Below are 25417 nucleotides of genomic sequence, written 5' to 3'. Positions count from 1 at the left end.
ACTCCTGGTAGGCGGCTTGCCCTGCCCAGGTCAACGCGCAGGGGCGAGCCGCAGCAGGCCGTCCATCGCCAGGTTCGCGCTCGCGATCAGCAACCCACCTAGCATCGTTGCTGCCACACGATCTGCCAGCATGCCAGCGCCGATGGGGCCATGGGCATCCATTGCCAGCAAAATCAATGGCGTCGACAGTGCGCACCAGGCTGCGTAGTTGCCACGGCGCGCCACTGGCGCCAGGGTGCCGCAGAGGCATAGCAACATGAGCAGGGCCGCGTACGGCAAGCCGGCATATACCACTGCACCGGCGAGGCCTACACCGACGAGCGTACCGAGAACACGCTGCGTGACGGCAACCGGAAGATGTTCGATGGTGCGCGGGGTCATCAGCACGATGACCAGTACGAGCCAGTCAACGTGATGCTGTGGCCAGATCGCGCGCACTGCGCAGGCGGCCGCAAGGCCGGCGGCCAGACGCAGCGGATATTGCCAGCCCTGCAGGGTCTTGAGTTGACGCCGCAGGTGCGCGCGCCGCTGGCGTGGTGTTGGCACGCGCCGTGCTGCTGTGGCCGGAACCGGAACCGGAACCGGAACCGGATCAGTCTGCCAGTATCGGCCCAGCAGTTGCAATGCCGTGCGCCACAGCACGCCGCTGCCGAACAGCAGCGCTGCGCCGCCGTGCACCGCGTGGGGACCAATCAGCGCCAGGGTCAATACCAGAACGACGATGAAACGCAGGCCCGCGAGCGCCGCCGGACGGCTGTAATTGACCAGTGCCGCGGCGCCCGTGATGAGAGCGATCATCAGAACATCCGCGTCCGGCAGGCGCGCCAGGACGCTGGCCGCGGCCATCGCTGCGCCGGCCGGGAGCAGCGCGCCCAGTATCGTGCCGTCGTCAGAGGCACTGCCTGGCGTTGGCTCGGGCGCCAGCAATACCGCGCCGAGCGCGACGATGGTGCCGCTGTCGGGACGTTTCAGGAGGACGGCGGCGGCGATGGGCACGGCTACGGCCAGGAACGACACCAGCATCAGGCTGCGCTCGACGCGCGCCGCGCCGGACCACTGCAGAACTTGTGCAACATGGCGGCGCAAGGCGACCGGGTTGGTCATGGCGTGCCTCCGGCCTGTTCGTGTCGTTCGCTCAATTGCATCTGAATATCTCCGAAGAACATCAGTGAATGCCGTGACCATATAAAAACTATAACGCGATTGCGGCCCTTAATGTGCAAACCGAGCCAGCATGCATAGTCTGTGCAATCGCGGTGTCGTTTCGCCACAGAAGCGCCTCGGACATCCAGCCTTGCTCGGGTATCATTTTGGCTGCGCCCCCCCCAAGCCGGCGACCATCCTGAGGATTGCCTATGCATCGCACGGAAATCAAACCGGTTTCAATCGCCCTGATGGTCTTGCTGCTGTTCGCCACCCAGGCCTGCACCGACATTTTCCTGCCCGGGCTGCCGGCCATGGCGCGCGAATTCGGCGTTCCGATTGGCGTCGCGAACCACCTGATCTCGGCCTACAACATCAGCCAGGCCTGCGTGGTGCTGTTTATCGGTGTGGTCAGCGATCTGCATGGGCGCCGCGCGACCCTGCTGGTGTGCCTGGCGCTGCACATCGCGGCGTCGATCTGGATTGCGCTGTCAAGCTCGCTGCCGTGGATGATCGCCATGCGCGTGCTCCAGGCGGCCGGCAGCGCCGCCGTGTACATCGTGCTGCGCCTGGTGATCAAGGATACGCTGGACAAGCAGGCGCAAATCCACGCCACCGGCCTGCTCGTGATCGGCCTGGTCCTGTCTCCCATCCTGGCGCCGGTGGCCGGCGCGGCAATCATCCAGGCGTCAAACTGGCGCAACTGCTTCTGGGCCATCGCGCTGGTCGAAGCCGCACTGTTCCTCTGGGCCTGGACCGCTATCCGGGAAACCAATCAGCAGCGCGCCCGGTTGCGAGCGGCGTTTACCTGGCGCGGCCACTTCCGGCACTACGCCAGCGTGATGCGCGACCGCTATTTTCTCGGCCTGGCGCTGATCGTCGGCGCCGCCTTTGCGGCGTTTTACGCCTTCATCGGCATTTCCAGCTACTTGTATATTGGCCAGCTCGGGGTGGCGCCAGCGCGCTATGCACTGGTGTTCATCGGCGTTGCCGTGTTTTATTTGCTGGGTAACCGCATCATGAGCGGCCTGAATGCGCGCGCGCTGGCGCCGCAGCGCATCGTCGGCGCCGGCGTTGCGGTGGCGCTGGCCGGGACGGGCGTGCTGTGCGTGGCGCTACTCACGCCAGACACGTTTGCGATCCTGGCAGCGGTCACGCTCGGCACCTGCCTGCTGCGCCTTTCCACCGCGCTGATCAATCCGCCGGTGCAGGTGGTCGTGATGAACCATTTTGCGGCCCAGGGGTCGTATGCTCTGGGCCTGCTGACCTGCATTCAGTACGGTTTTGCCGCGCTGGGCACGGTGCTGGTCACCAGCCTGCCGTTCATGCCCAGCGCCAGTTTTACCATCAGCACGCTGTTGTTCGTGCTGCTGACGGCTGCCGGTTATGCGTTTGCGTTCAGGTCCAGCCGGCGTCGACGACAAAATCCTGGGCGGTGCACATGACGCTGTCGTCCGCGGCCAGAAACAGCACCATGGCCGCCACGTGTTGCGGCATCAGCGCGCCCGGCAGGCACTGGGCCTTCGCGATCTCCACTTTGGCGGCGTCGTCGACCCACAGATCGACCTGGCGCTGGGTCATCACCCAGCCTGGCGTGACGGTGTTGACGCGGATATTGTGCGGCCCGAGGTCGCGCGCGAGTGAGCGCGTCAGGCCGATCACGGCTGCCTTGGTGGTGGCGTAGACCGGATAGCCCGCGCCCTTGGCGTGCCAGGACATCGAGCTGAAGTTGATGATCGAGCCGCCGCCCTTCTTCTGCATGCCGGCCAGCACCGCCTGCGCCGTAAAAAACATCGGTCTCTGGTTGATGGCGATGCGCTCGTTCCAGTAGTCCAGCGAGACGTTGGCGATGTCGTGGCGCTGGTCGTTGGCGGCGTTGTTGACCAGGACGTCGAAGTCGCCCAGTTCGAGTGCCAGTTCGGCCATGGTGTGCTGCAGCGCCGGGATGTCGGTGATGTCGCAGTGGCGGTAGACCGGCGCGTGGCCGGCCGCGCGCAGGCGTTCGCACAGCGCCTCGCTGGGCGCGTCGGCGATGTCGACAAACGCCACGATGGCGCCCTGTTCGGCAAGCGCCGTGACGATGGCTTCACCGATGCCGGTGCCGCCGCCGGTGACGAAAACACGCTTGCCCTGAAGGCTGGGGTAGCGGGCTGGGTGGTTCATATGGTCTCCTGCGTGTTGATCTGTTTGTATTCGTGAACGTGGCGCCGTCGTTCCGGCGCAAGCCGGAACCTATACTGAAGTGCGGAATGCGCAAACGGCTGCGCTTCGCTCACCTCAGCATGGATCCCGGCCTGCGCCGGGAGTCACGTTCGCCAATGGCGAGCGTGACGTGCTGGCGCTGGCGAGGGAACGTGGGCCGCAGCCGTTCAGGCCTTTCCCAGGGCCCCATCCACGCGCCGCCACGTGCCGGCCGCATTATCGTCGCGCAGCACGCCTGGCAGCAAGGCCTGCGGCATGTTCTGGTAGCACACCGGGCGCAGGAAGCGGCTGATCGCGCCGGTTCCGACCGAGGTGCTGCGTCCGTCCGAGGTGGCCGGGAACGGCCCGCCGTGCACCATTGCGGTCGACACTTCCACGCCGGTCGGAAAGCCGTTGACCAGGATGCGGCCGACTTTGCGTTCCAGCACCGGCAGCAGCGCAGCGGCGTCGGCGTAGTCGCCTTCGTCGATCTGCAAAGTCGCCGTCAGCTGCCCTTCCAGCACATCGGTGACAGCGCGCAGTTCGTCGGCGTCGCGGCATACCACCAGCAGCGACGCTGGCCCGAACACTTCGCCTTGCAAGGCATGGTCACGCAGGAACGCCGCGCCGGTGGTGCGGAACAGGGCGGCCGCGCCCTTCCCGTCCACGGGTTCGTTGTGTGCCAGCGTGGCCACCGCTTCGTGGCCGGCCAGTGCGTCGACACCGCTGCGATAGCTCGCGGCGATGCCGGCTGTGAGCATGGTGGCGGCCGGAGCGCCGCGCAAGGCGGCAGTGGCGCTCTCGCTGAAGCGCTCCAGGCCTTCCCCTTCAATGGCGAGCACCAGGCCCGGATTGGTGCAGAACTGGCCGACGCCCATCACCAGCGACGCGGCAAAGCCGGCGCCGATCGCCTCGGCGCGCTGCGACAGCGCGTGCGGCAACAGGAACAGCGGATTGATGCTGCTCATTTCGGCATACACGGGAATCGGCTGCGGGCGGCTTGCCGCCACCGCCATCAGTGCCAGGCCGCCGGCGCGCGAACCCGTAAAACCCACCGCCTGGATAGCCGGATGGGCGACCAGCGCCTGGCCAAGGGCGTTGCCGGTGCCAGTGAGCAGCGCAAAGACGCCGGCCGGGAGGCCGCACAGTGCCGCCGCTTTCACGATGGCGCCACCAACCAGCTCCGACGTGCCGGGATGCGCTGGGTGGGCTTTCACAACCACCGGGCAGCCGGCCGCCAGCGCGGAGGCCGTGTCGCCACCAGCCACCGAGAACGCCAGCGGGAAATTACTGGCGCCAAATACGGCAACCGGGCCGACACCGATCAAACGCATGCGCATGTCGGGACGCGGCAAGGGCGCGCGCTCCGGCAGCGCGCTGTCGATGCGCACGTCCTGCCAGGAACCTTCGCGCAACAGATCCGCGAACAGTTTCAGTTGGCCTACGGTGCGGCCGCGTTCTCCCTCCAGGCGCGCGCGCGGCAGGCCGGATTCTGCCATCGCGCGCTCGATCAGTTCGTCGCCAATGGCCACGATCTGGGCGGCGATGGTTTCGAGGAAGGTAGCGCGTTCTTCGTTGCTGGTGGCGCGGAACGGGTCGAACGCGGTTTGCGCCAGGCTGCAGGCGCGCGCGATCTGCTCGTTGTCGACGGTGTGGAAGTCGCCCTCGATAGACGCGCCCAGCGCTGGATTCCAGGCCTGGAAGGCTGCGCCGTTGCCGCGTTCAGCGACGCCGTTAATCAGGGATAGGCCAAGGATGCTCATAAGGTTTTCACTTTCACGGGTGCAGCGTCAAGGACGCTCAATTGGTTGCGCAGCGGCGGGCCAAACACGGGCGCTTCGATCTCGAACGCCTCGCCGCTCTGGACGCTGATGTTGTCGGCAAAGCTGAGTGTCGCCGTGCCAAAGAAATGGATGTGGACGTCGCCCGGGCGCTGGAACAGCGGGTATTTGAAATGGTGATGTTCCAGGTTGGCGATGGTGTGCGACATATTCTGTTCGCCACTGAGGAACGGCTTTTCCCAACGCACCGCGCCGTCCACGCCGATGATGCGCGAGGTGCCGGCCACGTGGGCCGGCAACTCGCCCACCAGCAAGGCCGGGCCGACGGCGCAGTTGCGCAGCTTTGAATGGGCCAGGTACAGATAGTTCTGGCGCTCGGTCACGTGGTCGGAGAACTCGTTGCCGATGGCGTAGCCGACCCGGCATGGCGCGCCATCGGGGCCGACCAGGTACAGGCCGGCGATTTCGGGTTCTTCGCCGCCGTCGAGCGCAAAGGCTGGCATCGGGATCGTGGCGCCGGTGGTGCGCACGATCGAGCCGTCGCCCTTGTAAAACCATTCGGGCTGGACGCCAGCTTCGCCGGACTGCGGCTTGCCGCCTTCCACGCCCATGCGAAACATTTTCATGCTGTCGGACAGGGCTTCGACAGCGCCGCCGATTTTCTTGTGCATGGCGTCACGGGTGTCGGCGCTGCCGAGGTGGGTGAGGCCGGTGCCAGTGACGTAGCAGTGCGCCGGGTCGGGGTGGTCGATCGGCGCCAGCAGGCGGCCAGCGGCCAGGACGGCGGCGTAGGATTCGGTGGCGCTGCCGGCATGGTCGCGGGCCAGCTGTTCGAGCGCGCTGCCGCTGTCGATGGCGTGTTGGGCCAGGGCGAGCGTGGTGGCGAAGCCGTCGATGGCGGTGATGCGGTCTTGATCAAGGATGCCGACGCGGCGGGTGTGGTGCACGTCGATGTATTGGATGAGTAGCATGGGTGTCTCCTTTAGCCACCGTCATCCCCGCGCAGGCGGGGACCCATACCATGTGAATTCTGTGACGGGTGATGGGTCCCGGCCTGCGCCGGGATGACGGTTTTAGGGGTGGTGGTGCTAAAAATGAAAGCTTAGTGCGAGTGCTTCGGCACCGCCGAGCCGCGATTGCCGACCAAAAAGTCGAAATCGCAGCCTTCGTCGGCCTGCAGCACATGGTCGATGTACAGCTTCTGGTAGCCGCTCGCCATGCCGGTCGCGGGAATCTGCGCGCGGGCGGCCAGGCGCTCAGCCATCTCGGCTTCCGAGATATCGAGGTTCAAACGACCGCCGGCGCAGTCGAGTTCGATCCAGTCGCCATCCTTGACCACGCCCAGCGGGCCACCGGCCATCGCTTCCGGCGCCACGTGCAGCACCACGGTGCCATACGCCGTGCCGCTCATGCGCGCATCCGAGATACGCACCATGTCGGTCACGCCCGCAGCCAGCAGCTTCGGTGGCAAGCCCATATTGCCCACTTCCGCCATGCCGGGATAACCCTTGGGGCCGCAGTTTTTCATGACCAGCACCGAGTCGGCATCGACCTCGAGATCGGGGTCGACGATGCGCTGCTTGTAGTGATCAAAATCTTCGAAGACCACGGCGCGGCCGCGGTGCTGCATCAGGCGCGGGGTGGCGGCCGACGGTTTCAGCACAGCGCCACGTGGGGCCAGATTGCCGCGCAGGATGCAGATGCCGCCATCGGCCAGCAAGGGCTGGTCCAGTTTGCGGATCACTTCATCGTCGTAGATCGGCGCGTCGACGCAGTTCTCCCACAGGGTCTTGCCGTTCACGGTCAGCGCTTGCGGGTGCGGGATCAAGCCGCCCTCACCCAGGCGGCGAATCGCGCCCGGCAGGCCACCAGCATAATAGAACTCTTCCATCAGGTAGCGTCCGGACGGCAGCAGGTCGACGATGGTCGGGGTGCCGCGGCCGACCGCAGTCCAGTCTTCCAGTTCCAGCGGCACGCCGATGCGGCCGGCAATCGCCTTCAAATGGATCACGGCGTTGGTCGAGCCACCGATGGCGGCATTGACCCGGATGGCGTTCTCGAAATTCTCGCGCTTGAGGATTTTCGACAGGCGCAGGTCTTCATGCACCATCTCGACAATGCGGATGCCGGACATGTGCGCCAGCACGTAGCGGCGCGCGTCGACGGCGGGAATGGCGGCGTTGTGCGGCAGCGAGGTGCCCAGCGCTTCGGCCATGCAGGCCATGGTCGATGCCGTGCCCATGGTGTTGCAGGTGCCGGCTGAACGCGAATGGCCGGCTTCGGCCGACAGGAAATCGTGCATCGAAATCTGGCCGCCCTTCATCTGCTCATGCAGTTGCCAGACGGCGGTGCCGGAGCCGATGTTTTTACCGTTCAGCTTACCGTTCAACATGGGGCCGCCGGTGACGACGATGGTCGGGATGTCGACACTGGCCGCACCCATCAGCAGCGCCGGGGTGGTCTTGTCGCAACCAACCAGCAGCACCACGGCGTCCATCGGATTGCCGCGAATGGATTCTTCGACGTCCATGCTGGCGAGGTTGCGGGTCAGCATGGCGGTCGGGCGCAGGTTCGATTCGCCGTTCGAGAACACGGGAAACTCGACCGGGAAGCCGCCAGCCTCGTAAATGCCGCGCTTGACGTGCTCGGCCAGCTTGCGGAAGTGGGCATTACAAGGGGTCAGTTCCGACCAGGTGTTGCAGATGCCGATGATCGGCTTGCCATTGAATTCGTGGTCCGGAATGCCCTGGTTCTTCATCCAGCTGCGGTACATGAAGCCATTCTTGTCCTGCGTACCAAACCATTCTGCCGAGCGCAGCTTGGTCGTTTTCTTTGTTTCCGACATGCATTTCTCCTGTTGTTCTGGTGCCGGGGCTTATGACGGCCCGGTCGGCTGCGTGCAGTCTAAAAGCTGCAGCGATATCTTTCCAATCAATTATTATTCATTATCCATATCAAAATCGGTATGCCCGCACGGGCGGCGCATCGTCAAATGGCGTTTGCATCCGTCGAGAAGCGCCAGCGCGACGACGTGGTGTAGGTGGCGCCGGGGCGCAGGATGGTGCCCGGGAAGCCGGGCTGGTTGGGCCCATCCGGGAAGTGCTGGGGCTCGAGGCAAAAGCCGCTGCGGCGCGCGAAGCCTTGCGATCCATCGAGAAAGTTCCCGCTGTAGAACTGCACGCCGGGTTCCGTGGTGAACAGTTCCAGCACCCGGCCGCTGACCGGCTCAAGCACGCGCGCGGCCAGTTCGGTGGCACCGCTCAGCACAAAGTTGTGGTCGTAGCCGGCGCCGTGGCGCAGCTGCTTGTCGGGCTGGCCGATACGTTCACCGATGCTGCGGCTGCTGCGAAAATCGAAGGGCGTGCCCGCCACCGGCACACGCGCACCAAGCGGGATCAGACCCTCGTCGACCGAGGTAAAGGCATCGGCGTACAAGGTCAGCTCGTGGCCGAGGATATCGCCCTGCCCGGCCAGATTGAAATAGCTGTGCTGGGTGATGTTCACCGGCGTGGCGCGGTCGGTGACGGCATGCACGCGCATCACCAGTTCATTGCTGTCCAACAATTCGTACTCGACCGTGGTGACCAGCGTGCCGGGATAACCCTGCTCGCCATCGACGCTGGTGTACTGCAGAACCAGGGCGGTGCCGGCGATGTGCGCGTCCCACAGCACCTTGTCAAAGCCGCGCGCGCCGCCATGCAGGTGGTGTGCGCCATTGTTGACAGTGAGCTGGTGGTCTGCCCCATCGAGCGTGAACTGCCCGCGCGCGATGCGGTTGCCGTAGCGGCCGATCAGGGCGCCGAAGTAGGCGCTGCCTGAAAGATACGGCGCCAACGCGTCGAAGCCCAGCACCACGTTGGCCAGGTGGCCGGCGCGGTCCGGTACGGACAGTGAGGTGACAATGCCGCCGAAGTCGGTAATGGTCGCCACCATGCCGGCCGCATTGATCAAGGTGAACAGGCTTGCTTCGCGCCCGTCCGGCAGGCGCCCGAAAGGGGCGCGGGTAATGGCGTGAGCCGGAGATGCCAGGCGATTCATCGCTCTCCTGATGGTGGGTCGGGTTGCAGGTTCGTGCGCAATACTAGCGACCCATTTGACATCGATCAAATCAATTTTAGGCAGGAGTTGATACCGAATTCGATATCAGGCCCTACCTGCGCAACAGTCGCCGCATGAACGGCTTGATCCGGCTGGCGCAGGCGGCGCGCGCGCCGTCGAAACGGACAAAGGCGCCCAGCAGGCTGGTACGCCAGCCGCCGCGCCGTGCGATCAGTACGTGGGCGCGCGTGTGGAGGGTGTGCGTGGCGCCGAACTGGTGGCCTGGACGAGCGAAGCCCAGGTCGGCCGATGTCAAGGCAAAGTGCGTGATCACGTCCTGCAACGCGGCGTGCAGGACCACGGCGCCGGGCGCCAGATGGCGCCAGGCCGGTGCAGACAGGATCTGCTGCACGTGCCAGGTGTCGCCGTAGCGGCTGCCAACGATGACGGCAATGACTTCGTCGTCACTACGCAGGACGTACGACAGCAGCAGGCGGTTCGCTGCCAGCACCCGGTAATCGCGCGCCGGATCGCCATGCGGCGCCAGCGCACGCACGCCCTCCACCAGCGCTTTCACTGCCACCGACCGGTCGACGCGCTCTAACTGCAAGGGGCCGCTGGCTTGTTCAAGAAGGCGGTACTGGCGTTCCAGCTTGTGGCGCTTGCTGGCGCTCAGCTGACCCAGGTAGGCGGGCCAGTCGTCCGGCAGCGCAATGGTGTGGCAGGCGCGCCAGCCGTGCAGCAGCAGGGCGCGATGGCGGCGATCTCCGTACAAGGGCGCCTGCATCTCGCTGGGAAACGCCGGCATCGAGACGGCAGCGCACGCGGGAAAGGTGCGCAGCAGGTGCGCGCACAATTGGTGCAGCAGGGCCGCAGCGGCAGGCATCAAGGGCACACTGCCGAGGATGCGCACGACCCGCGCCTGCCACGCGACCACCCCGAACTCAAGCGCGATGGTGACAATGCGGACCGGCACGATGCCGACCACCTTGTCCTGGCCACGCTGGGTGATCAGGAACAGTTCGAACTGGTCGGCGCCGGCAGTGCGGGTGTCGACCAGGAAGCGGAAAAACTCCGGCGTCTGGTAGATTTTCTCGGGGCTGAGGCTGTCGGCCAACAAGCGGCGCCAGGCGCCACGCCATTCCGGCAGACCAGATTGCGCCGTGATGCAGGTGATCTCGAAGTCGCTATCGACATCTGCATCCGCTGCCAATCCTGGCGCAGCGCCGATGCGTTTTTCGTCAGGCAGACGAAACCGGCGCGCAAGCTGGCATTGCAGGCGCTTGCCATACCAGACTTGCCCAGCCAGATTGATGCGTGAAGTCGATGCCATTGACCGCTTTTATTGTATGTACAGTGAATACTAACGTCATTGCGAAGTTGTATCCAGTAACTTTCAAGTTCCTGTACGCATTATAAGCGCTTGGACGACCTCCCCTTCGATGTCCAGGACATTGTCAATTCTGCTGCGCCTGTGCCGCCAGCACGCGCGCCAGGGCCGCGTCCGGGTCGAGGCCTGCCATCATGAGGTTGATGATTTCCTTCTTCCCTTCGCTGGAGAGCGCGTCGCAGGCTGCCCGATGGGTGCGGAAATAGGCGTACCAGGCGACATCGGCCGGACGCTCGGCGCGCGCCTTGAAACGGACAGGCACAGCCGCCTGGGCGGTTTTCACGAACGCTGCCAGCTGGGCGGGGTAGCCGGACGCCGCGTTTTGCCAGTCGAATGGTTGCGCGGCGGCGCCGTCGACCAGGCCGGCGAGGTTGGGATAGCCGTGCCGCTGGCAGAAGGCCGCAACGAATTGCAACTTTGGCGCGATGCCGAGCACCACTGCACGCGCCAGTTGGGCGTCGCGCGGGTGCGCGCTGCGGGCCAGCCCCAGCAGGTCGGCGGCGGCAATGGGCGCGCCCGAGCTCGCCGCGTGCGTGAATAATGCGGCGACCAGGCGCGCGCCGACGGCGATGTCGGTGGCGGTCCATTGCAGCAGTGGTGCGGCGCGATCAAGCATGGTCGCCCCCACCCTGACGCGCTTTGCCAGGCAGCGCCTGGCGCGAACGCTTGCGTTGTTCCGCTTTTGCGTGGCGATCGCGCTGCTCGTCTGTAATAAGTTCGATCGGCGGCACCGCCACCGGCTTGCGGTTGGCATCGACCGCCACCATCGTGAAGTAACAGCTGTTGGCATGGCGCGCGGTGCGCTTCTGGATGTTCTCCGTGAGCACGCGGATCCCCACTTCCATCGAACTGCGCCCGGTGTAATTGACCGACGCGAGGAAGGTCACCAGCTCACCCACATGGATCGGCTCGAGAAACATGACCTGGTCGACCGACAAGGTCACGACATAGGTGCCGGAATAGCGGCTGGCGCAGGCGTAGGCAACGCTGTCGAGATACTTCAGGATCGTGCCGCCGTGGACGTTGCCGGAAAAATTGGCCATATCCGGCGTCATCAGCACCGTCATGGAAAGTTCGTGGGTCGGGCGGCCTTGCTGGTCGTGCATGTCGTCTCCTGGACAGTGGCGGATGGCGCATGTTACCGCGCCCGGGTGGCGGCCGGGAAGCAAGCGCGCCAGCCACCGCCGCTGGCTACGCAGAATGGCCTGGCAAATGTGGCATATACACAAGGTATTCACGTTACAACCCGCTCGCGTCCGAATGCATTTTTTGCATTCTCTGAGGCGCATAAAGACTTATCGTGAACGCAACATCTGTACTGCAGTAGTTTCCACGTGGAAAATATTGTTCGGCACTGGTGCCCGCTTGTGCATGCGAGCCGTTTGCATCCGGCAGAAAGATGCAAAAACCATCACGACAATTTTGCAACAAAGTACTTAATTTAATCACGGAAATAAGACTGTATTGATGAATACTGATATCCTGTAGGACTCATCCTACCAATAAATACGCCATGGATTTCCGCATCGGTTACCGTCGCCCGCTACGCACCGCAGCCCTGCTTCGCAAGAAGCGCCAGCGCGCCCACGTGCTGCTGGGCATGCTGGCAGCCGTCGCCATGGTCGCCGTGGCGGCAAACCGGGAACCAGCGCCGGCTGCCAGAGTCTCGACAGGCGCAGCGGCGCTGATTCCGCACGTCGCCCTGAACAGCACGGCAGCCACCGAAGCGGGCACGGCGTCGCGGATTTATCCATATTCGATCGTACCGGGCGGCGTCGCCACGCGTGCCGACCTGGAGCAGCGCGTAAAGAACGACCAGGTGGTCGCGCGCCACTACGCGTCGTTCGACATCAAGAAGGCGCACGCGGTCACCGTCACCAGACCACGCGCCGTGCACGTGTCGTACCGCAAGGGCGACAAGGTGTACTGGACCAAACACAAGATTATGCTGGCTAAGGGGGAAACCCTGCTCTCGGACGGTACCAGTGAAATGCGTGGCCGCTGCGGCAATCGCATTTCGGACACGGCCATGTTGCCGGTAGCGATGGGTGAGCCCAGCGCCGCCGAGCTGGACGAGTCGATGAATGTGGCGCCCGATACGTCCGCAGACGGCGCACTGCAGAACGCCAGCTTCGTTTTCAGCGACGATCTGCCGTCCGGGAATCCGACCCAGTCCCGAAGTTTCCCGGGCGTTGCGCCGACCAACACTGCGCCAGCCGAGCCTTACAAGCGCGGCGGGATGCCATCGGTACCGATGGGCGCGCCGAGCGGCATGGGCCTGCTGCCAAGCCGTTACGTGACGCTGGCCGATACGCCGGCCACGCCGGCCACGCCGGCCACGCCGGCCACGCCGGCGCCGACCGTGACGCCGCCGGTCGTGCCCGATGCGCCCGTCATCACCTTGCCGCCGGTGTCGTCCGAAGCGCCGGTAAAAGACGTGCCGCCCGTGGTGGCGAAGCCGCCCGTGGTGGCGAAGCCGCCCGTCGTGGATGCACCGCCGAAGACGCCGGTGCCGCCGGTGACGGCAATCCCGCCCACCGAGATTCCGGAACCGGGCACGCTGCCGCTCATCGGCGTGGCGTTCGCGCTGATGCTGGCAGTAGCGGGCAAACGCGCGCGCCGCTTTGGTCAGGCGAACTAGCGGCGCAAGACATCCCGCACGGACAGCCCGAGCGCGCGCGCAATCGCCGCGATCTGCTGGCGCGCACGATCCCGCTCCTGCAGCTGGCGTTGACGCAGCTCCAGCGCAACGGCCAGTTGCAGGCCTTTCAGCTCGGCCAGGTTGTAGTCGGACAGGTCGATGTCACGCATGCGGGATTTCCTCTGCAGCCAGGCAAACGCCAATTGTAGCGGCATCGGCCAGGATGCGCGCCGCCCGCGCCACGCGCTCGCCAACTGAACCGGCCAGCAAGGTGTATGCCACACCGCGCCGCGCCAGTTCGGCCAGGTACCATGCATGCTGGCGCTGCCGGAACGCGGCATCCTGCCGGGTGCCATCCTGGACAAAGTCGAACTCGGGTGCGCAAACCAAGGTGACTGCATACGGCCGCTGTGACAGCTGTTGCAAGCCCGGGTCGACTGCGCCGAACAACGCCTCGCTGTAGAAGGCCGTTACCAGTGGACTGGTATCGCACACCAGCCATCGGTACGCCTGCTGTGCCAGCACCTGCTCGCGCGCGCACTGCTGCTGGCCAATCTGCAGCATGTCGCCGAAACCGAGGACACCGCCGCGCTGCTCCCACAATTGGCGCCCGTACTCCGGCACCCAAACCGTAGCGAGTTGCCGCGCCAGGGCGCGCGCCAACGTCGTCTTGCCGCTCGATTCGCCGCCCAGGATGGCGACCCGCTGCACAAAACTGGCATACACGCGCGGGTCGAGAAAGTGCCGCTGGGCGTGCGGGTCGGCGCGGATGGCGGTGCCGGAAATCGGCACCGCGGCGCGCGCCTGGTCGACGCTGACATGCGTGACCGGCGCGCCAAAATACGCCGTCAAGGCCAGCGCCAGGCCGTCACCATAGTCTTCGCTGGTGAACACGGCATCGACCGTGGTGCCCAGCTTTTCGCTGCACAACCAGCCGGTGAAGTGGCGCTGCACCGCATCAAGCGCGTCGTTGGACGGCATCCCGTGCGCCACCACCAGCGCGCGCACCCCGGGATACAGCGCGTGCAGCCAGCCGGCGCGCACGTCCGGGCTACAACCGGCGAATTCGGGATTGGTCCAGCTGAGGATGAACACCTCATCGCAGGCCGCCAGGGCGGCGTCGATCAGCACCATGTGGCCGCGGTGCAGCGGGCAGAATTTACCGACCACCAGAGCGCGTCGGAAGCGGGCAACGCCGCTCACACCAGCGCCCCCGGCAAATCGGAGCTGTACTGGATGGCCTTGTCGTCGCAAGCGAGCGGTGCGAGGCGCACCTGGCCGGCGCCGAACAGGGACGTCAGCGCTGCCACGGCGCCAGCGGCGACGCTGCCTGCAGCGAGCTGCAGTGTGACCATTCCATCGGCGCCCTGGTGGAGCCGGAATTGCGGGATCGCGCAGTCTTTCAGGGCGTGCGTGATGTCGACATTGTTGAGCCACCTGCCGCGCGCCAGAAAGCGCAGCGGCTGGCGCCCCGCCAGGCCCACCAGCGTCGGCGCTCCCGCATGGGTCGACAAGGCAGCGTGGTCGCCAGTGCGATAGCGCAGCAGGGGCAGGCAGAAATTGAAGCCGCCCGTCACCGTCACCTCGCCCCGTTCCCCGGGCGCCACCGGCATGCCGGCGCTATCGACGATCTCCACGTACAAGCGGTCCTGCAGCAGCAGGTGGCCGCCGGCGGCGGCGTCGAATACCCCCACCGGCCCCACCTCATTGAGCGAATAAATGTCGAGAACCGGGCAGCCGAAGCGCTGCTCGAGCTGCGCGCGCAAACCGGGCAGCAGCATCATCGAGACCGACAGGATGGCGCGCGGCGCCCTGGCGATGGGCAGCGTCAGGTACTCGGCCAGCGAGACCGGGTCGCCGGCAACGATCTCCGGCGCCATCGCATCGAGCCAGGTGCTGCGGTGATGCGGATCGCGCCAGTCGTTGGGATGCAGGTTGATCTTGGCCAGGCCCGATTCGTCCATCGTCGGCGTCACCGACACATACGTGAAACAGCGCTGCTGGAAGCCGAGCAAGACCACGCCGACCTGACCGCTGCCGTAGTCCGGCGTGATCCCGGCGTGCGCCAGTGCGCGCTTGTGGTAGGCAAGATAGCGGCCCGCAACCAGCGGGTGCGACGGGACGATCATCGGGTGGCCGGTGGTGCCGGCCGTGTGAAAGCAGATCATGCGCGCCGTCTCGACATGGTCCGGCACGAAAGAGGCCACGTCGCGCGCCAGGTCGGCGCGCGACGTCGTGGCAATCTCCTCGAAGCGCAGCGGGGCCGGCCCGCGCTGTCTGAAATGCGGCACGCTGGCAAACACGGCGCCGACAAATTCGTCGCGCCAGTCGGCTGGCCCGCGCGGGTCAAAAGACAAGACACTGCGTTCAAACACGCGCAGTTGTGCCACTTCGCTGGCGAGCAGCTTGTTGCCGCTCTGGTTGCGGAAGATGGGCGCGGCCGGATGCTCGCGCATCCACGCCAGGGTGCGCCGGCCTTGCGCCGTCAAGGTCGGGTAGAGCAGGTCTTCAGGGGACGTATCCGATGCGCTCATTCGCGCGTCCATTTGTCGGCACTTTCCTGGGCCGCCTTTGCCGCCAGCGCGGCGCGGATTTTACGGGCGCGCCGTTCGGCCGCGCGGCTGGCCGCCAGCAAGGCGAGGCGCTCGGCCCCGCTGATCGCAGCCAGGCGGTCCTGCGCCTGCTCGGCCGACTCCCCGGCCGGGAGGATTCCCAACTGCGCCAGCACGACGCGCACGCATTCCTCGCGCCGCTCGACGTCGGCGATGCTCTGCGCCGCAGTCGTGACCGGCGCCAGCCGGGCCGGCGCCTCGGTCAATGCGCGCAGCAGGTCGACCTGCGCGACACGCGCGTCGATGAACCAGGGGTCGGCCAGCAGCCAGGCGCACAGGGATGCCAGTTGCAGACGGTTGCGCGCAAGCGTGCCCGCCTCGGCCTGGAAGGCCTGCAGCGGGCGTATGTCGGCGCGCTGGCCGTGCAGCAGCAGGACGTCGTTGACCAGCGCCGCCACTGCCAGCTCACCGTCCTGACCAATGCGCGGCGCGGCCAGGAACTCGGCGGGCGTGTCGGCCAGCCGGTGGGTCAGCAACGCCAGCGCGGGACCCGGGTGCGCCATCAGCCCGGCCCGCCGTGGTAGTGGCGCGTACTGAAACCGCGCGCAAACGCCAGCAGGTCTTCGAACTGCGCGACCGGGTGGATCTCCCAGCCCTGCTCGCTGCGGGCCCGCTTGATGGCATCCCAGGCTGGCGCATTCCAGCCGCTGTCCTGCTCCCAGTCGGGCGCCAGATTGAGCGCCATCGTGCCGCCGGCGCCGCCCACCCGCAGCGCCTGCGCCGCGATGGTCCAGCCGCTGGTGCCGCGTTCATCGTCGTCGAACATGGTGCTGATACCGTCGTCGGAAATCATCAGGATGTGGGTGGGGCGCGCGCGCGGCACCTTGCCGGCATACGTCTCGCGCAGGCGGTGGATGGGAAAATCGGTGCCGCCGCCGAAGAAGCCGGTCAAGACACGCAGCACCGCGTCGCTGTCGCGCACGAAGCCGTCGGTGACCTGCACCTGGTGTTTTCCGCTCCATAGCGTCACTTGTACGCTCGACCCGGCGCGCAGCGCAGACAGCGCGACGATGGCGCCGGCCAGCGCCAGCCACGACACCTCGGACTGGGGATTCGGCATCGAGCCGGAGCTGTCCACGTACAGGTCGAGGTCGACCGGAACGGCGTCCAGCGCAGTCGACGGGGCCTGGTCAAACACTCGCCGCATGGTGGTCACGCCGGGGATCGGCACCGGGCTGGCCAGCACGCTTTGCAACCAGTCGATCTCGTCGAACGGGCCGCCCACGTCCCACGGCTCGACGCCTTCCATCTGCGGCTCGGGCGCGTCAGGCGCCGGTTTGGTCGCGAACGGCACCAGGTGCGGCAAGGCGCGCTGGCGATAGTAACGCACGGCGATCTCGTGATCGCTCAGCTTGACACCGCCGAGCTTGAGGATCTCCCCGTACTCGAACGGGTCGCGTGCCTGCCCGCGGGCCTTCCCTGCCGGCGCGGCTGCACTCTCGCCCGGGGCTTGGCCGGTGACGCGCGGATCGTCAATCGGATGGAGGTCGCCCTCCTCCTCGTCCGCGTCGATGTCCTCGATGCCGCCCGGCTCGCAACCGTCCGCCGCCGTGCCCGTGTCGAGCAGCGCCTTGAGCACCGGCTCGCCGGCCGCGTCCTGGACGAGGTAGGGCAGCAGCAAGGCCGCGAAGCGGGTGGCGCCGCGCAGCGGGTCGCCGGCGTACACGCGCACCAGGCGCGCGCCCAGCCAGGCGTCGGTATCGAGCGCCTTGGCGGCCGCGCCACCCAAACTGCCCGGCTCGAGCTGCCACAGGTGTTCGTACATGCGCAGATACAGTTGCCACACGCCGCCTGGCGCGGGGGCGTTGGCCTGAATCAGGCGCCGGTAGATGTCGGCCATGCGCAGGCCAGCCTGGCGCTGCAGGTGGTCGTTGATCAGCAAATCCGTGTACAGGTTGGCGACCATCGCGCTGCTGGCCTCCAGAGTCGGTAGCGCGCGCCGGATGCGCGCGAGCATGCGGAAGTGTTCGGTCGCGCTACCCGGCGCCAGTACGTGGTGGCCGATCTCGTGGGCCAGGATTTCGACCGCATAGTCGTCCAGCTGCAGTGTGTGCACCGCTTCGAGGTCAATCACCACGCGCTGGTCGAGCAAGCGGATCATCGCGAAACTGCCGCGCAGCCCTGTTTTAGAGGCCGCGATGGTTGAATTGCACAGCGTGGCGTCGCCGATGCGCGTGTACTTGCTCCACACCGCCAGTGCCTGCGGCCAGGCGGCGCGCCACTGCGCGACACGCGGGTTCATCGCAGTGGCAGCACGCGGATTGCGTGCGTGTACGGCGAGGTGACGGCAACCAGGCTGGCGTTGCAGCAGGCGCGCAGGCCAGTTGCCGGCAGGTCGAGCAAGACCCGGCGTGCGCCGGTGACGAGGGTGCTGTCCTCGAACGAGGCAAGTTCAGGATAGCCGCCCTCGGCGGCAGCGTCGAACTCATCCCGGCTTGCGGCCAGCAGCACGGCGCCGCAGGCGTCCGCCACCAGCAGGAAATGCCGGTCAGCGGAGGCGACCATGAAGCCGTCGTGGCAAGAGCGCACCTCGGGCGGCTGCGCAAACATCCCGTTCAGGCCAATAAATGCGCCCAGTTCCTGCTCCGGCGCGCCGTCGCCAGGCGCATGCCACCATGGATTGCGCGCCAGTTCGGCGCGCAACGCCGGCCAGGAAGGGCCGGCGCCAAACGCGGCCAGCGCCAGCGCTGGCGCCAGGCCGTCTGCGGCATCGATGGCGCCGGCGCGGAAATGGGCCGCGCCGGCGCGCCAGGCCAGCACCAGGCCCACGCCACGCAGCGCGTGCGTGGAGGTCACCTGCGGCGCCAGCGCCAGCATGCGTTCGAGCCACTGGGCCGGCCGCGCATTCGGCAGCGCCTGCAGCCGCGCCACCGCGTTCACCAGCAGGCCCAGGGTTTCATGGGGTGCACGCGCGACCAGCGCGCCATACGCCGGCGCGAGCCGGGTCCATACCTGCGCCGCTACGTCATCCGGGCGCTGCCGGCACAGCACCAGGGCGATATCGAACGCGGCCTCGGCCACCGCCTCGACGTTCTGCGGCACCACCCGCACCAGCGGATCGACACAGTCGGCCAGAAAGCGGGCGAAGGCATCGACATCGAAACCCGGTTCGCGCGCCCTGGCCTGCGCCACGCGCGCATTGAACCAGGCGCGGCGCAGATCCAGGGCGGCAGCGAAGGCAGGAGACAGCATCTTATTGCGCACGCAGCCAGGCCAGGTAATTGGTGTAGCGCTGATGCAGGTATTTCAGTTTCAGCAGCTCGTCATATAAAGGACCATACAGTTTGCGGCCCTTGGTGCGCTCACCGATCAATTTTTCGATCTTTGCCAGGCGCGCACGGGTCTCGCGCTCGGTCACGCCGTCGAGACCCTGCGCGAACAGCGCGGCCAGCTCGCCCACCGGGTCGTTGCGGTCCAGGTCGAGGCGATTGAACTCGTCGTTCGACAGGTCGAACAGCCGGCGCAGCCAGCTGACCCGGTCCAGCTTGTAGGCGGCGTTTTCCGGCACGTTGAAAAACGGCGCTTCCAGGTCCGGCTGCAGCTTGTCGTGCAGGACGAACGGCAGGACCTGGCGCAAGTCTTCCAGTTGCACCTGGTCGGCGCCGTGAAAATACGCCATCGCCTTCGCGTAAATGAGCAAGGTACTGAGGTTACGGACCGAGACGCCGTTGCGGGTCTGGCAACCCAGGTCCTTCAGGCGATCGCGCCCGCTGTCCTGCGCCGTCACTTCGCGCCACGGCACGCCGGACAGGCGCGCCGTATCCTTGCTCATGTATTCAAACTGCACCCCCGCGCCTTCCTGCAGTTCAAACTGGCTGGCAAAAAACTCCAGCCTGCGCCGCACTGCCACCGGGATTCCGATGGCGCGGATGGCCGCGCCCATGCGGTCGACCTCTGCCTCGGTAAAGATCAGTTCAGACGGAACCAGTTCTTCCGGGCGCACATCCTGCTCGACGCGCACCAGCAAATCGTCGAGAAACAGCGGATTGAAGGCAAGCGCCTGGACGACAACGTCGATGCGGTCGCGCAGCGCTTCGATCACCTGGTAAGTGCCGCCACCCTGGTCGTCGTTGGCCGTCAGGAACCAGGCCGACTCGGGACATTCGAACACGTGGTCCAGCACCTCGGCGTAGTTGTCGCCCATGACGGTGAGCAGGGCACTCTGGGTGCGGGTGGGGATGCGGTTGTATTCATCGACGATTTTCACGCGCATCGACAACCATGCGCGCCACGCGATGCGGATGTCGTCCATGCTCTGGGCGCCGACCAGGTCGGCCGGCAACGGGTTGCCGAGCAGGTCGGCGACGGTCATTTGCGGGTGCCCGTGCTGCATGGCGCGTTTCACATCGCGCACCGGGGCGCCCGCCAGCACGCCCATCAGGATGGCACTGGCCGTCTTGCCGCGGCCCGGGCCGCCGATGAAGAGGCACTTGCGGCGTGCAGCAAAGGTCAGCAGCGGCAGCAGGACGAAGCTGGAATAACTCTGCGCCGATGGCAGGGTCAAGGTGCGCTTGCTGTCGCCCACCACGAAGGTTTGCGGCGGCCCGTCGTTGTATTCGACATCGTAGTGCGGGCTGATGATGGCGTTGTTGACGATCCAAAAATAGGCCTGGCGTAGCTTTTCGTCGAGGGGCGCCGCTTCGCCGGCGGCCAGCGCGTCGGCTGCGGCAACCGGGCCGCGATACAGGTCGGCCACATCGAACTGGCGCGCCGTGGGCGCACTGCGCGGCTTGGTCGGCGCGCGCGAGATGCGCTGAAAAAAATCGAATGCCATGGCTGTGCTCCGTTGATCGATGCGGGGGAACCCACCCTATTCTAGTTGAGGTCGCGGATCGACGGTAAGCGCAGGCACGTAAAAAAACCCGCCGCGGCGGGTTGATTCATGCAAACAAGGTAGTCAATTAATAACGTTCGAGCCAGGCCGCATACTGCGCCGGCAAGGTCCACGCCGCTTTTTCGACGCCCAGTTCTTTCGCTGCAAAGTAGGCCCAGTGCGGGTTGGCCAGGTGCGCCTTGCCGACCATCACCACGTCCAGCACTTCTTCCTTGACCATCTGCTCGGCAATGGCCGGCGTACCGAAACCCCAGGCCGACGAGACCGGCACATCGGCTTCCGTGCGCACCCGTTTGGCGACCGGGCCCATGAAGGCCGGGCCCCATGGAATGGCGGTGCCGGGAATGGTGAAGCCCATGCTCACGCTGATCATGTCCATGCCGGCGTCCTTGAACTGGCGCACCAGGCCAATCGAGTCGAGCAAGGTCTGTTCGTCGCGGCCGTCGTATTCGATGACGCCGAAGCGCACCGTCAATGGCAGGTTTTCCGGCCACACGGCACGCACGGCGCGCAGCGTTTCGAGCAGGAAGCGCGATCGGTTTTCGAGGCTGCCTCCGTAGATGTCGTCGCGCTGGTTCGAGTGTTCCGAGAAGAAGCTTTGGGCCAGGTAGCCGTGGGCGAAGTGCAGTTCCAGCCATTCGAAGCCGGCTTCGCGGGCACGAATGGTGGTGTCGACGAAGTTCTGTGTGACGCGCGCGATATCGGCAATGGTCATGGCGCGCGGTACTTTTGGCAAGTTTTCGCCGAACGCAATGGCCGACGGGGCGATGGTCTGCCAGCCGCGCGGGTCGCCTTCGGCGATATGGTCGTCGCCTTCCCAAGGCTTGTTGGCGCTGGCTTTGCGGCCGGCGTGGGCGATCTGGATGCCCGGCACCGCGCCGGCGGCCTTGATGGCGCGCACGATCGGCACGAAGGCCTGCAACTGCTCGTCGTTCCACAAGCCCGTGCAACCGGGCGTGATGCGCCCTTCCGGCGCCACCGCGGTGGCTTCCACCACCACCACGCCGGGGCCGCCGCGCGCAATGCTGGCGTAGTGCGACAGATGCCATTCGTTCGGCACGCCGTCCACGGCGGAATACTGGCACATCGGCGGCACGGCGATGCGGTTGCGCAGGGTGACGCTTTTCAGGGTGTAGGGCTGGAACAATGCAGACATGGGTTTCCTCGGTATCAAGTGGCGTTAGTTCGAATATTTACGAACAATGGAACGAGTATAACCCAAGGTGTATGATGCTGCTCATGCGCCCTTACAAACATCCACTTGCCGACGATTTCCTGCTCGAGCGCGTGCTGTACGCCCTGAGTGATTCGATTCGGCTGGGCATCGTGCGCCATCTCGCGCAGCTTGGCGCGTCCACCTGCGGCGCACTCGACGGCGGGCGGCCCAAGTCGACCATGTCGCACCACTTCAAGGTCCTGCGCGAAGCCGGCCTGGTGCGCACCGAGAGCAATGGCACCATGCACATCAACACGCTGCGCCGGGACGATATCGAGGCGCGTTTTCCGGGTTTGCTGGGGGCGATCCTGGCACAGCCGGCACCCTTGCCTGCCCCTACGCCAGGGTAGCGCGGGTTTTATCGAGCAGGGCGCGGGCCGCCTCTTTGCCGTGCTTCGAATCCTGCATCGCCATGTGCCAGTGTCCAAGTACCCGCAACAACTCGGTAGCGTCGGCCGCTTGCCGCACCCGCGCCACCACCCCGTCCGCCATGACGCCCAAATAGCGTTCGGCTGACTGAATCAGTTCGGCCTTGATGGCGGCCAGTGCGGGCGCTTCCGGTGCCGGCGACGCCAGCCCAGAGGCTGCGGGGGCAATCAAGCCCAGTCCCATGAGCGCGGCCAGGATCGGGGCAACCTGGTCGGACGGCATCAGGGTTTCCAGCACGCGCGCATCGCGCTGGCCGTCGAGCATGATCAGCGCGGTCCGCTGGCGCGCGTTCAGGCCGGCGCCGCGGTGGCCGACTTCGTGGCGCCCCACGGCGGTCTTGGTGTAGACGAGATCGACGCTGGGAAGCGGCTTTGCGCTGGAAGTCGATTGCATGGGATTCATTTCATTTTGGAATATTTCGATTCTATTGAGAAATTATTACGCCCGCGTGTCAGCCGGCCACACTGCGTTCCTGTTCATCGAGCCACTGCCCCAGTTCGACATTGCCCGCTTCATCCAGGCGTCCCAACATGGCGGCATACCAGCGCAACCCCGGTTGCCGGCCGAGCGCGGCCAGGACGATCGGTGCGCTGCGCTCGAGAAACTCGTTGAACAGCGGCATGCGGTTGGCAAACAGGACCGTGGGGTCGGTGTCCCGACAGGCACAATACGATTCTCGGATTTCGTCGAGCCAACGCATGGCCGCAGCGGGCCGGCCCGCCGCATCGAGCGCACTGACAAAGGTCGTCAACAAAGCCAGCGGCGGCTGTTCGCGCGTGGCGGCATTCAGGGCGCGCGCGCGGCCGAACCAGTCGTGGCCGGCCTCGAACGCGCCGGCCATCACCGCGCAGGCGGCCAACTGCAAGGCGTTGCGCACCGCCGGCTCGTCGTCGAACACGGCTTCCCAGAACGGGCCGGCCTCGACCCAGCGGTTCTGACGCATGCAGCACAAGGCGCACAGCCGGTTCGCTTCCAGGCGCAGGCCAAGCTGCGGCGACTGCACGTGAACCAGCGCGCGCAGGTACGCATCGGCGAAGCGGGCGGCCTGGAACAGGGCGCGCGGGCTGGCCAGTTCCGGCGCTGCGGGGGCACCATCATCCTGCGTGCGGGCGGTGCGCGGGTCGGCGCGCACGATCAGCTTTTCGATCAGCGCGTCGAGATCCACGCCGGGCAGACGCAAGGCCACCACCACAGCCTGCGTGGTGCTGGTCGAGCCGCGCCGGGCCCGCACATTCCAGATCGAGACATACGCAATGCCGGCGTGGCAGCGGTACAGCGTCACCTCGGCATAGTCGGGCGCTGGCGCGCTCCACGCGGTCAGCACCGATGGCAGCTGTTGCGGCGCCTGCTCCAGCAAGTGTGCCACTTCTGTGGGCTGGTCGATGCAGGCGAACTTGCGCCGTACGCCGATCTGTTCGGCCCAGTCCCCGGACGCTTCGCAAAACGGTTGCACGGCCCGCCCCTGCCCCAGCCCCGGCGCCATCTGGACCAGCACGAACGCTTCCATCAGCCACACCGCCACCATCGGCAACGCACCCAGCCCCCAGGCATTGTGCAGCGCCAGTTCGGTGGCGGCCGCCAGCAAGGCGCCCGGATGCAGCGCCAGCACGGCGGCGCTCTGCACCAGCATGCCGGTGTGCTGGCGCTGCATGGCCATCGCCATCCAGACCGCCCATTGGAAGTACCAGGCGCACAGCGCCAGCGCGATGGCAAAGCGCACGACCCAGACGCGATTCCGGATCCTGGCCTTGAGCGCCACCAGGTCGACCACGACGGCAATCCACAGGCCGAACATGAGCAGCACAATAAAATTGATCCAGGCCGGCGCGCGCATGATGGCGCAGGCATACAGAAAGGCGCCCGGCACGATTGCCAGGCCGTAGCCCATCCCGATCAGCAGCGCGCCGCGCGCGACTTTGCCGGAAGGCTGGTAGTACGCCGATTTCCCGGCGTGGACGTCTGGCGTGGCTGGCATTGCAACTCCCGTGGCAGGTGGCATGTGCCACGATACCAAGCCGGGAGAAAGTTGCTTGATGGAATTAGGTATTGTTGGTTTGGCTCAATTAGACGGGTGCAGCCGGGGTCGGCCCGGATGCCGTCCATACTCAGCAAATCGCATTGCTACAACATTCCACTGACCTGCGTCAGAAATTCCTTGATTTAATATGACGACAATCGCACCGATACTGCGTCACACCTGCTCGCAAGGCCCCGGCCTTGCCGTGCTTTGCTCCTTGTCTCAGCGCGATTTCGTCACATTGGTAATTCGACGAATTTCCAATGCGGGACACTAGCTCTGCTTCGAATTAGTCCAGCGTCGGGTATTAGAACCCGCCGTATTATTCATAAGTGAAACTGGATGTTGCCCGGGTACCTTTGTTAAAGGTTGCGAATAGGCGGATGGAAGCGCCGCCACCGTTATCCAGCAGGTAGTCATCCATCGCAATTCCCATATTTTCGGAAATCGGTGTTGATGGCCGGGGAACATTGCCATTGCTACCCGCCACATTAAAATCGAGATCGCCTCCGATTCCGGAATTGACCGTGCTGATCCCTAAACGCAAATTAGCAGGATTGGCTGAGAGAATTTTTTTGGTAGCGTTGAAACGCTTCTTGTACTCTTTCTGGCTCAAATTTCCCACCGTTAAATCATGTAGTTTTTCCCTGAAGAGGTCCGCTTTCTTAAGCGTTTCGATATCGTCCAAAGGCTTCAAGCTCCTCGACACGAATTTAAGCAGACTACCTTTGACTGCCTTGCATGTCTTCAAATCGTCCAGTTCACTGGAGATCACTGTTTTCTGAATCATCACACCCAAGATACTGTCGGCAATTTTATGGTTGCGGCTCATATTCAGTTTTTGCAGCGAAGCTTTACTCGCTTTACCAAATTTAACTTCTGAATCAGTGCGCATATCCGCACCCTTCTTGCCATGCCAGCCTTTACGTCGGGATTTGTTAAAGGCCACAATTTTGCTGGCGGCTGGCAGACTCGAGCGCTTGTTGAAGAGCGCTTCCTTGCCATCTCCCCGCTTATCATCAAACATGAAATCCAGCGTTCCTCCACTGGCTTTAACCCACCTCGTTATACACAACTCTTTAGTGCGCCCATTTCACGTAACGTGCGTATCGTTTCCGCCGCCACGTGAACATCC

Annotated in this window: 23 protein-coding genes; 3 read left to right on the top strand and 20 right to left on the bottom strand. The window is 65.3% G+C overall.

The window, feature by feature from the left end:
• Positions 1-30 precede the first annotated feature (30 nt).
• Positions 31-1104: an FUSC family protein gene (locus V6M87_RS17165; protein WP_332877869.1), complete on the bottom strand. Its 1074-nt coding sequence runs from the start codon at positions 1102-1104 to the stop codon at positions 31-33.
• 251 nt (positions 1105-1355) lie between these two features.
• Between V6M87_RS17165 and V6M87_RS17160 the strand changes: the two genes are divergently transcribed.
• Entirely contained in the window at positions 1356-2588 is a 1233-nt protein-coding gene (locus tag V6M87_RS17160; RefSeq protein WP_332877868.1) for an MFS transporter, read from the top strand.
• Here V6M87_RS17160 and V6M87_RS17155 read toward each other — a convergent pair.
• The 8 genes from V6M87_RS17155 to V6M87_RS17120 all read right to left on the bottom strand — a co-directional run bounded on the left by V6M87_RS17155 (position 2542) and on the right by V6M87_RS17120 (position 11639).
• The gene (locus V6M87_RS17155; RefSeq protein ID WP_332877867.1) at positions 2542-3306 is read right to left on the bottom strand and encodes an SDR family NAD(P)-dependent oxidoreductase; all 765 of its coding nucleotides are present in this window, start codon (positions 3304-3306) and stop codon (positions 2542-2544) included. The two genes, V6M87_RS17160 and V6M87_RS17155, sit on opposite strands and share 47 nt — an antisense overlap.
• Positions 3307-3512: 206 nt before the next feature.
• On the bottom strand, positions 3513-5087 hold the full coding sequence (locus tag V6M87_RS17150) for an aldehyde dehydrogenase (NADP(+)) (protein WP_332877866.1): 1575 nt from the start codon (positions 5085-5087) through the stop codon (positions 3513-3515).
• A complete protein-coding gene (araD1, locus tag V6M87_RS17145) occupies positions 5084-6076 on the bottom strand; it encodes an AraD1 family protein (protein WP_332877865.1) in 993 nt (330 codons plus the stop codon). The genes V6M87_RS17150 and araD1 overlap by 4 nt, the downstream gene beginning before the upstream one ends.
• A gap of 131 nt (positions 6077-6207) precedes the next feature.
• Entirely contained in the window at positions 6208-7950 is a 1743-nt protein-coding gene (locus tag V6M87_RS17140) for an IlvD/Edd family dehydratase (RefSeq protein WP_332877864.1), read from the bottom strand.
• A gap of 143 nt (positions 7951-8093) precedes the next feature.
• Complete coding sequence (locus V6M87_RS17135; protein ID WP_332877863.1) at positions 8094-9143, bottom strand: aldose epimerase family protein; 1050 nt, start codon at positions 9141-9143, stop codon at positions 8094-8096.
• 112 nt (positions 9144-9255) lie between these two features.
• Entirely contained in the window at positions 9256-10476 is a 1221-nt protein-coding gene (locus V6M87_RS17130) for a GNAT family N-acetyltransferase (protein ID WP_332877862.1), read from the bottom strand.
• A gap of 124 nt (positions 10477-10600) precedes the next feature.
• Positions 10601-11149 (bottom strand): hypothetical protein, encoded by a 549-nt coding sequence (locus V6M87_RS17125; RefSeq protein ID WP_332877861.1) that lies wholly within the window; start codon positions 11147-11149, stop codon positions 10601-10603.
• A complete protein-coding gene (locus V6M87_RS17120; protein WP_332877860.1) occupies positions 11142-11639 on the bottom strand; it encodes an acyl-CoA thioesterase in 498 nt (165 codons plus the stop codon). Before V6M87_RS17120 ends, V6M87_RS17125 begins: the two co-directional genes overlap by 8 nt.
• Before the next feature lie 407 nt (positions 11640-12046).
• Here V6M87_RS17120 and V6M87_RS17115 point away from each other — a divergent pair, with 407 nt between their 5' ends.
• Positions 12047-13174, top strand: a complete 1128-nt coding sequence (locus V6M87_RS17115) for a hypothetical protein (RefSeq protein ID WP_332877859.1) — start codon at positions 12047-12049, stop codon at positions 13172-13174.
• On the opposite strand, the gene V6M87_RS17110 is transcribed toward V6M87_RS17115, so the two are convergent.
• The 8 genes from V6M87_RS17110 to V6M87_RS17075 all read right to left on the bottom strand — a co-directional run bounded on the left by V6M87_RS17110 (position 13171) and on the right by V6M87_RS17075 (position 21776).
• Entirely contained in the window at positions 13171-13344 is a 174-nt protein-coding gene (locus V6M87_RS17110) for a hypothetical protein (protein ID WP_332877858.1), read from the bottom strand. The two genes, V6M87_RS17115 and V6M87_RS17110, sit on opposite strands and share 4 nt — an antisense overlap.
• Positions 13337-14377: an AAA family ATPase gene (locus V6M87_RS17105; RefSeq protein ID WP_332877857.1), complete on the bottom strand. Its 1041-nt coding sequence runs from the start codon at positions 14375-14377 to the stop codon at positions 13337-13339. Before V6M87_RS17105 ends, V6M87_RS17110 begins: the two co-directional genes overlap by 8 nt.
• Entirely contained in the window at positions 14374-15708 is a 1335-nt protein-coding gene (locus V6M87_RS17100; protein ID WP_332877856.1) for a capsule biosynthesis protein CapK, read from the bottom strand. Before V6M87_RS17100 ends, V6M87_RS17105 begins: the two co-directional genes overlap by 4 nt.
• Positions 15705-16289, bottom strand: coding sequence for a hypothetical protein (locus V6M87_RS17095; protein ID WP_332877855.1), 585 nt, complete (start codon positions 16287-16289; stop codon positions 15705-15707). Before V6M87_RS17095 ends, V6M87_RS17100 begins: the two co-directional genes overlap by 4 nt.
• Positions 16289-18028 carry a VWA domain-containing protein gene (locus tag V6M87_RS17090; protein WP_332877854.1) on the bottom strand — a complete coding sequence of 580 codons (1740 nt, stop codon included), beginning with the start codon at positions 18026-18028 and terminating at the stop codon, positions 16289-16291. Before V6M87_RS17090 ends, V6M87_RS17095 begins: the two co-directional genes overlap by 1 nt.
• Positions 18025-18978: a hypothetical protein gene (locus tag V6M87_RS17085; protein WP_332877853.1), complete on the bottom strand. Its 954-nt coding sequence runs from the start codon at positions 18976-18978 to the stop codon at positions 18025-18027. Before V6M87_RS17085 ends, V6M87_RS17090 begins: the two co-directional genes overlap by 4 nt.
• A gap of 1 nt (position 18979) precedes the next feature.
• Complete coding sequence (locus V6M87_RS17080) at positions 18980-20560, bottom strand: AAA family ATPase (protein ID WP_332877852.1); 1581 nt, start codon at positions 20558-20560, stop codon at positions 18980-18982.
• 127 nt (positions 20561-20687) lie between these two features.
• Positions 20688-21776 carry an NADH:flavin oxidoreductase/NADH oxidase gene (locus V6M87_RS17075; protein WP_332877851.1) on the bottom strand — a complete coding sequence of 363 codons (1089 nt, stop codon included), beginning with the start codon at positions 21774-21776 and terminating at the stop codon, positions 20688-20690.
• Positions 21777-21859: 83 nt separating this feature from the next.
• Between V6M87_RS17075 and V6M87_RS17070 the strand changes: the two genes are divergently transcribed.
• Positions 21860-22186 carry an ArsR/SmtB family transcription factor gene (locus V6M87_RS17070; RefSeq protein WP_332877850.1) on the top strand — a complete coding sequence of 109 codons (327 nt, stop codon included), beginning with the start codon at positions 21860-21862 and terminating at the stop codon, positions 22184-22186.
• Here the strand turns inward: V6M87_RS17070 and V6M87_RS17065 are convergent.
• The 3 genes from V6M87_RS17065 to V6M87_RS17055 form a co-directional block, all read right to left on the bottom strand.
• Positions 22173-22658, bottom strand: a complete 486-nt coding sequence (locus tag V6M87_RS17065) for a hypothetical protein (protein WP_332877849.1) — start codon at positions 22656-22658, stop codon at positions 22173-22175. The two genes, V6M87_RS17070 and V6M87_RS17065, sit on opposite strands and share 14 nt — an antisense overlap.
• 58 nt (positions 22659-22716) lie before the next feature.
• The gene (locus V6M87_RS17060; protein ID WP_332877848.1) at positions 22717-24240 is read right to left on the bottom strand and encodes a hypothetical protein; all 1524 of its coding nucleotides are present in this window, start codon (positions 24238-24240) and stop codon (positions 22717-22719) included.
• A gap of 364 nt (positions 24241-24604) precedes the next feature.
• Positions 24605-25309: a hypothetical protein gene (locus V6M87_RS17055; RefSeq protein WP_332877847.1), complete on the bottom strand. Its 705-nt coding sequence runs from the start codon at positions 25307-25309 to the stop codon at positions 24605-24607.
• Positions 25310-25417: the final 108 nt, after the last annotated feature.

Source organism: Massilia sp. S19_KUP03_FR1 (assembly GCF_036688685.1).
Taxonomy (GTDB): domain Bacteria; phylum Pseudomonadota; class Gammaproteobacteria; order Burkholderiales; family Burkholderiaceae_D; genus JALYUM01.
The sequence above is the reverse complement of the archived record's forward strand: the minus strand, read 5'-3'. Positions and strand labels throughout refer to the sequence as shown.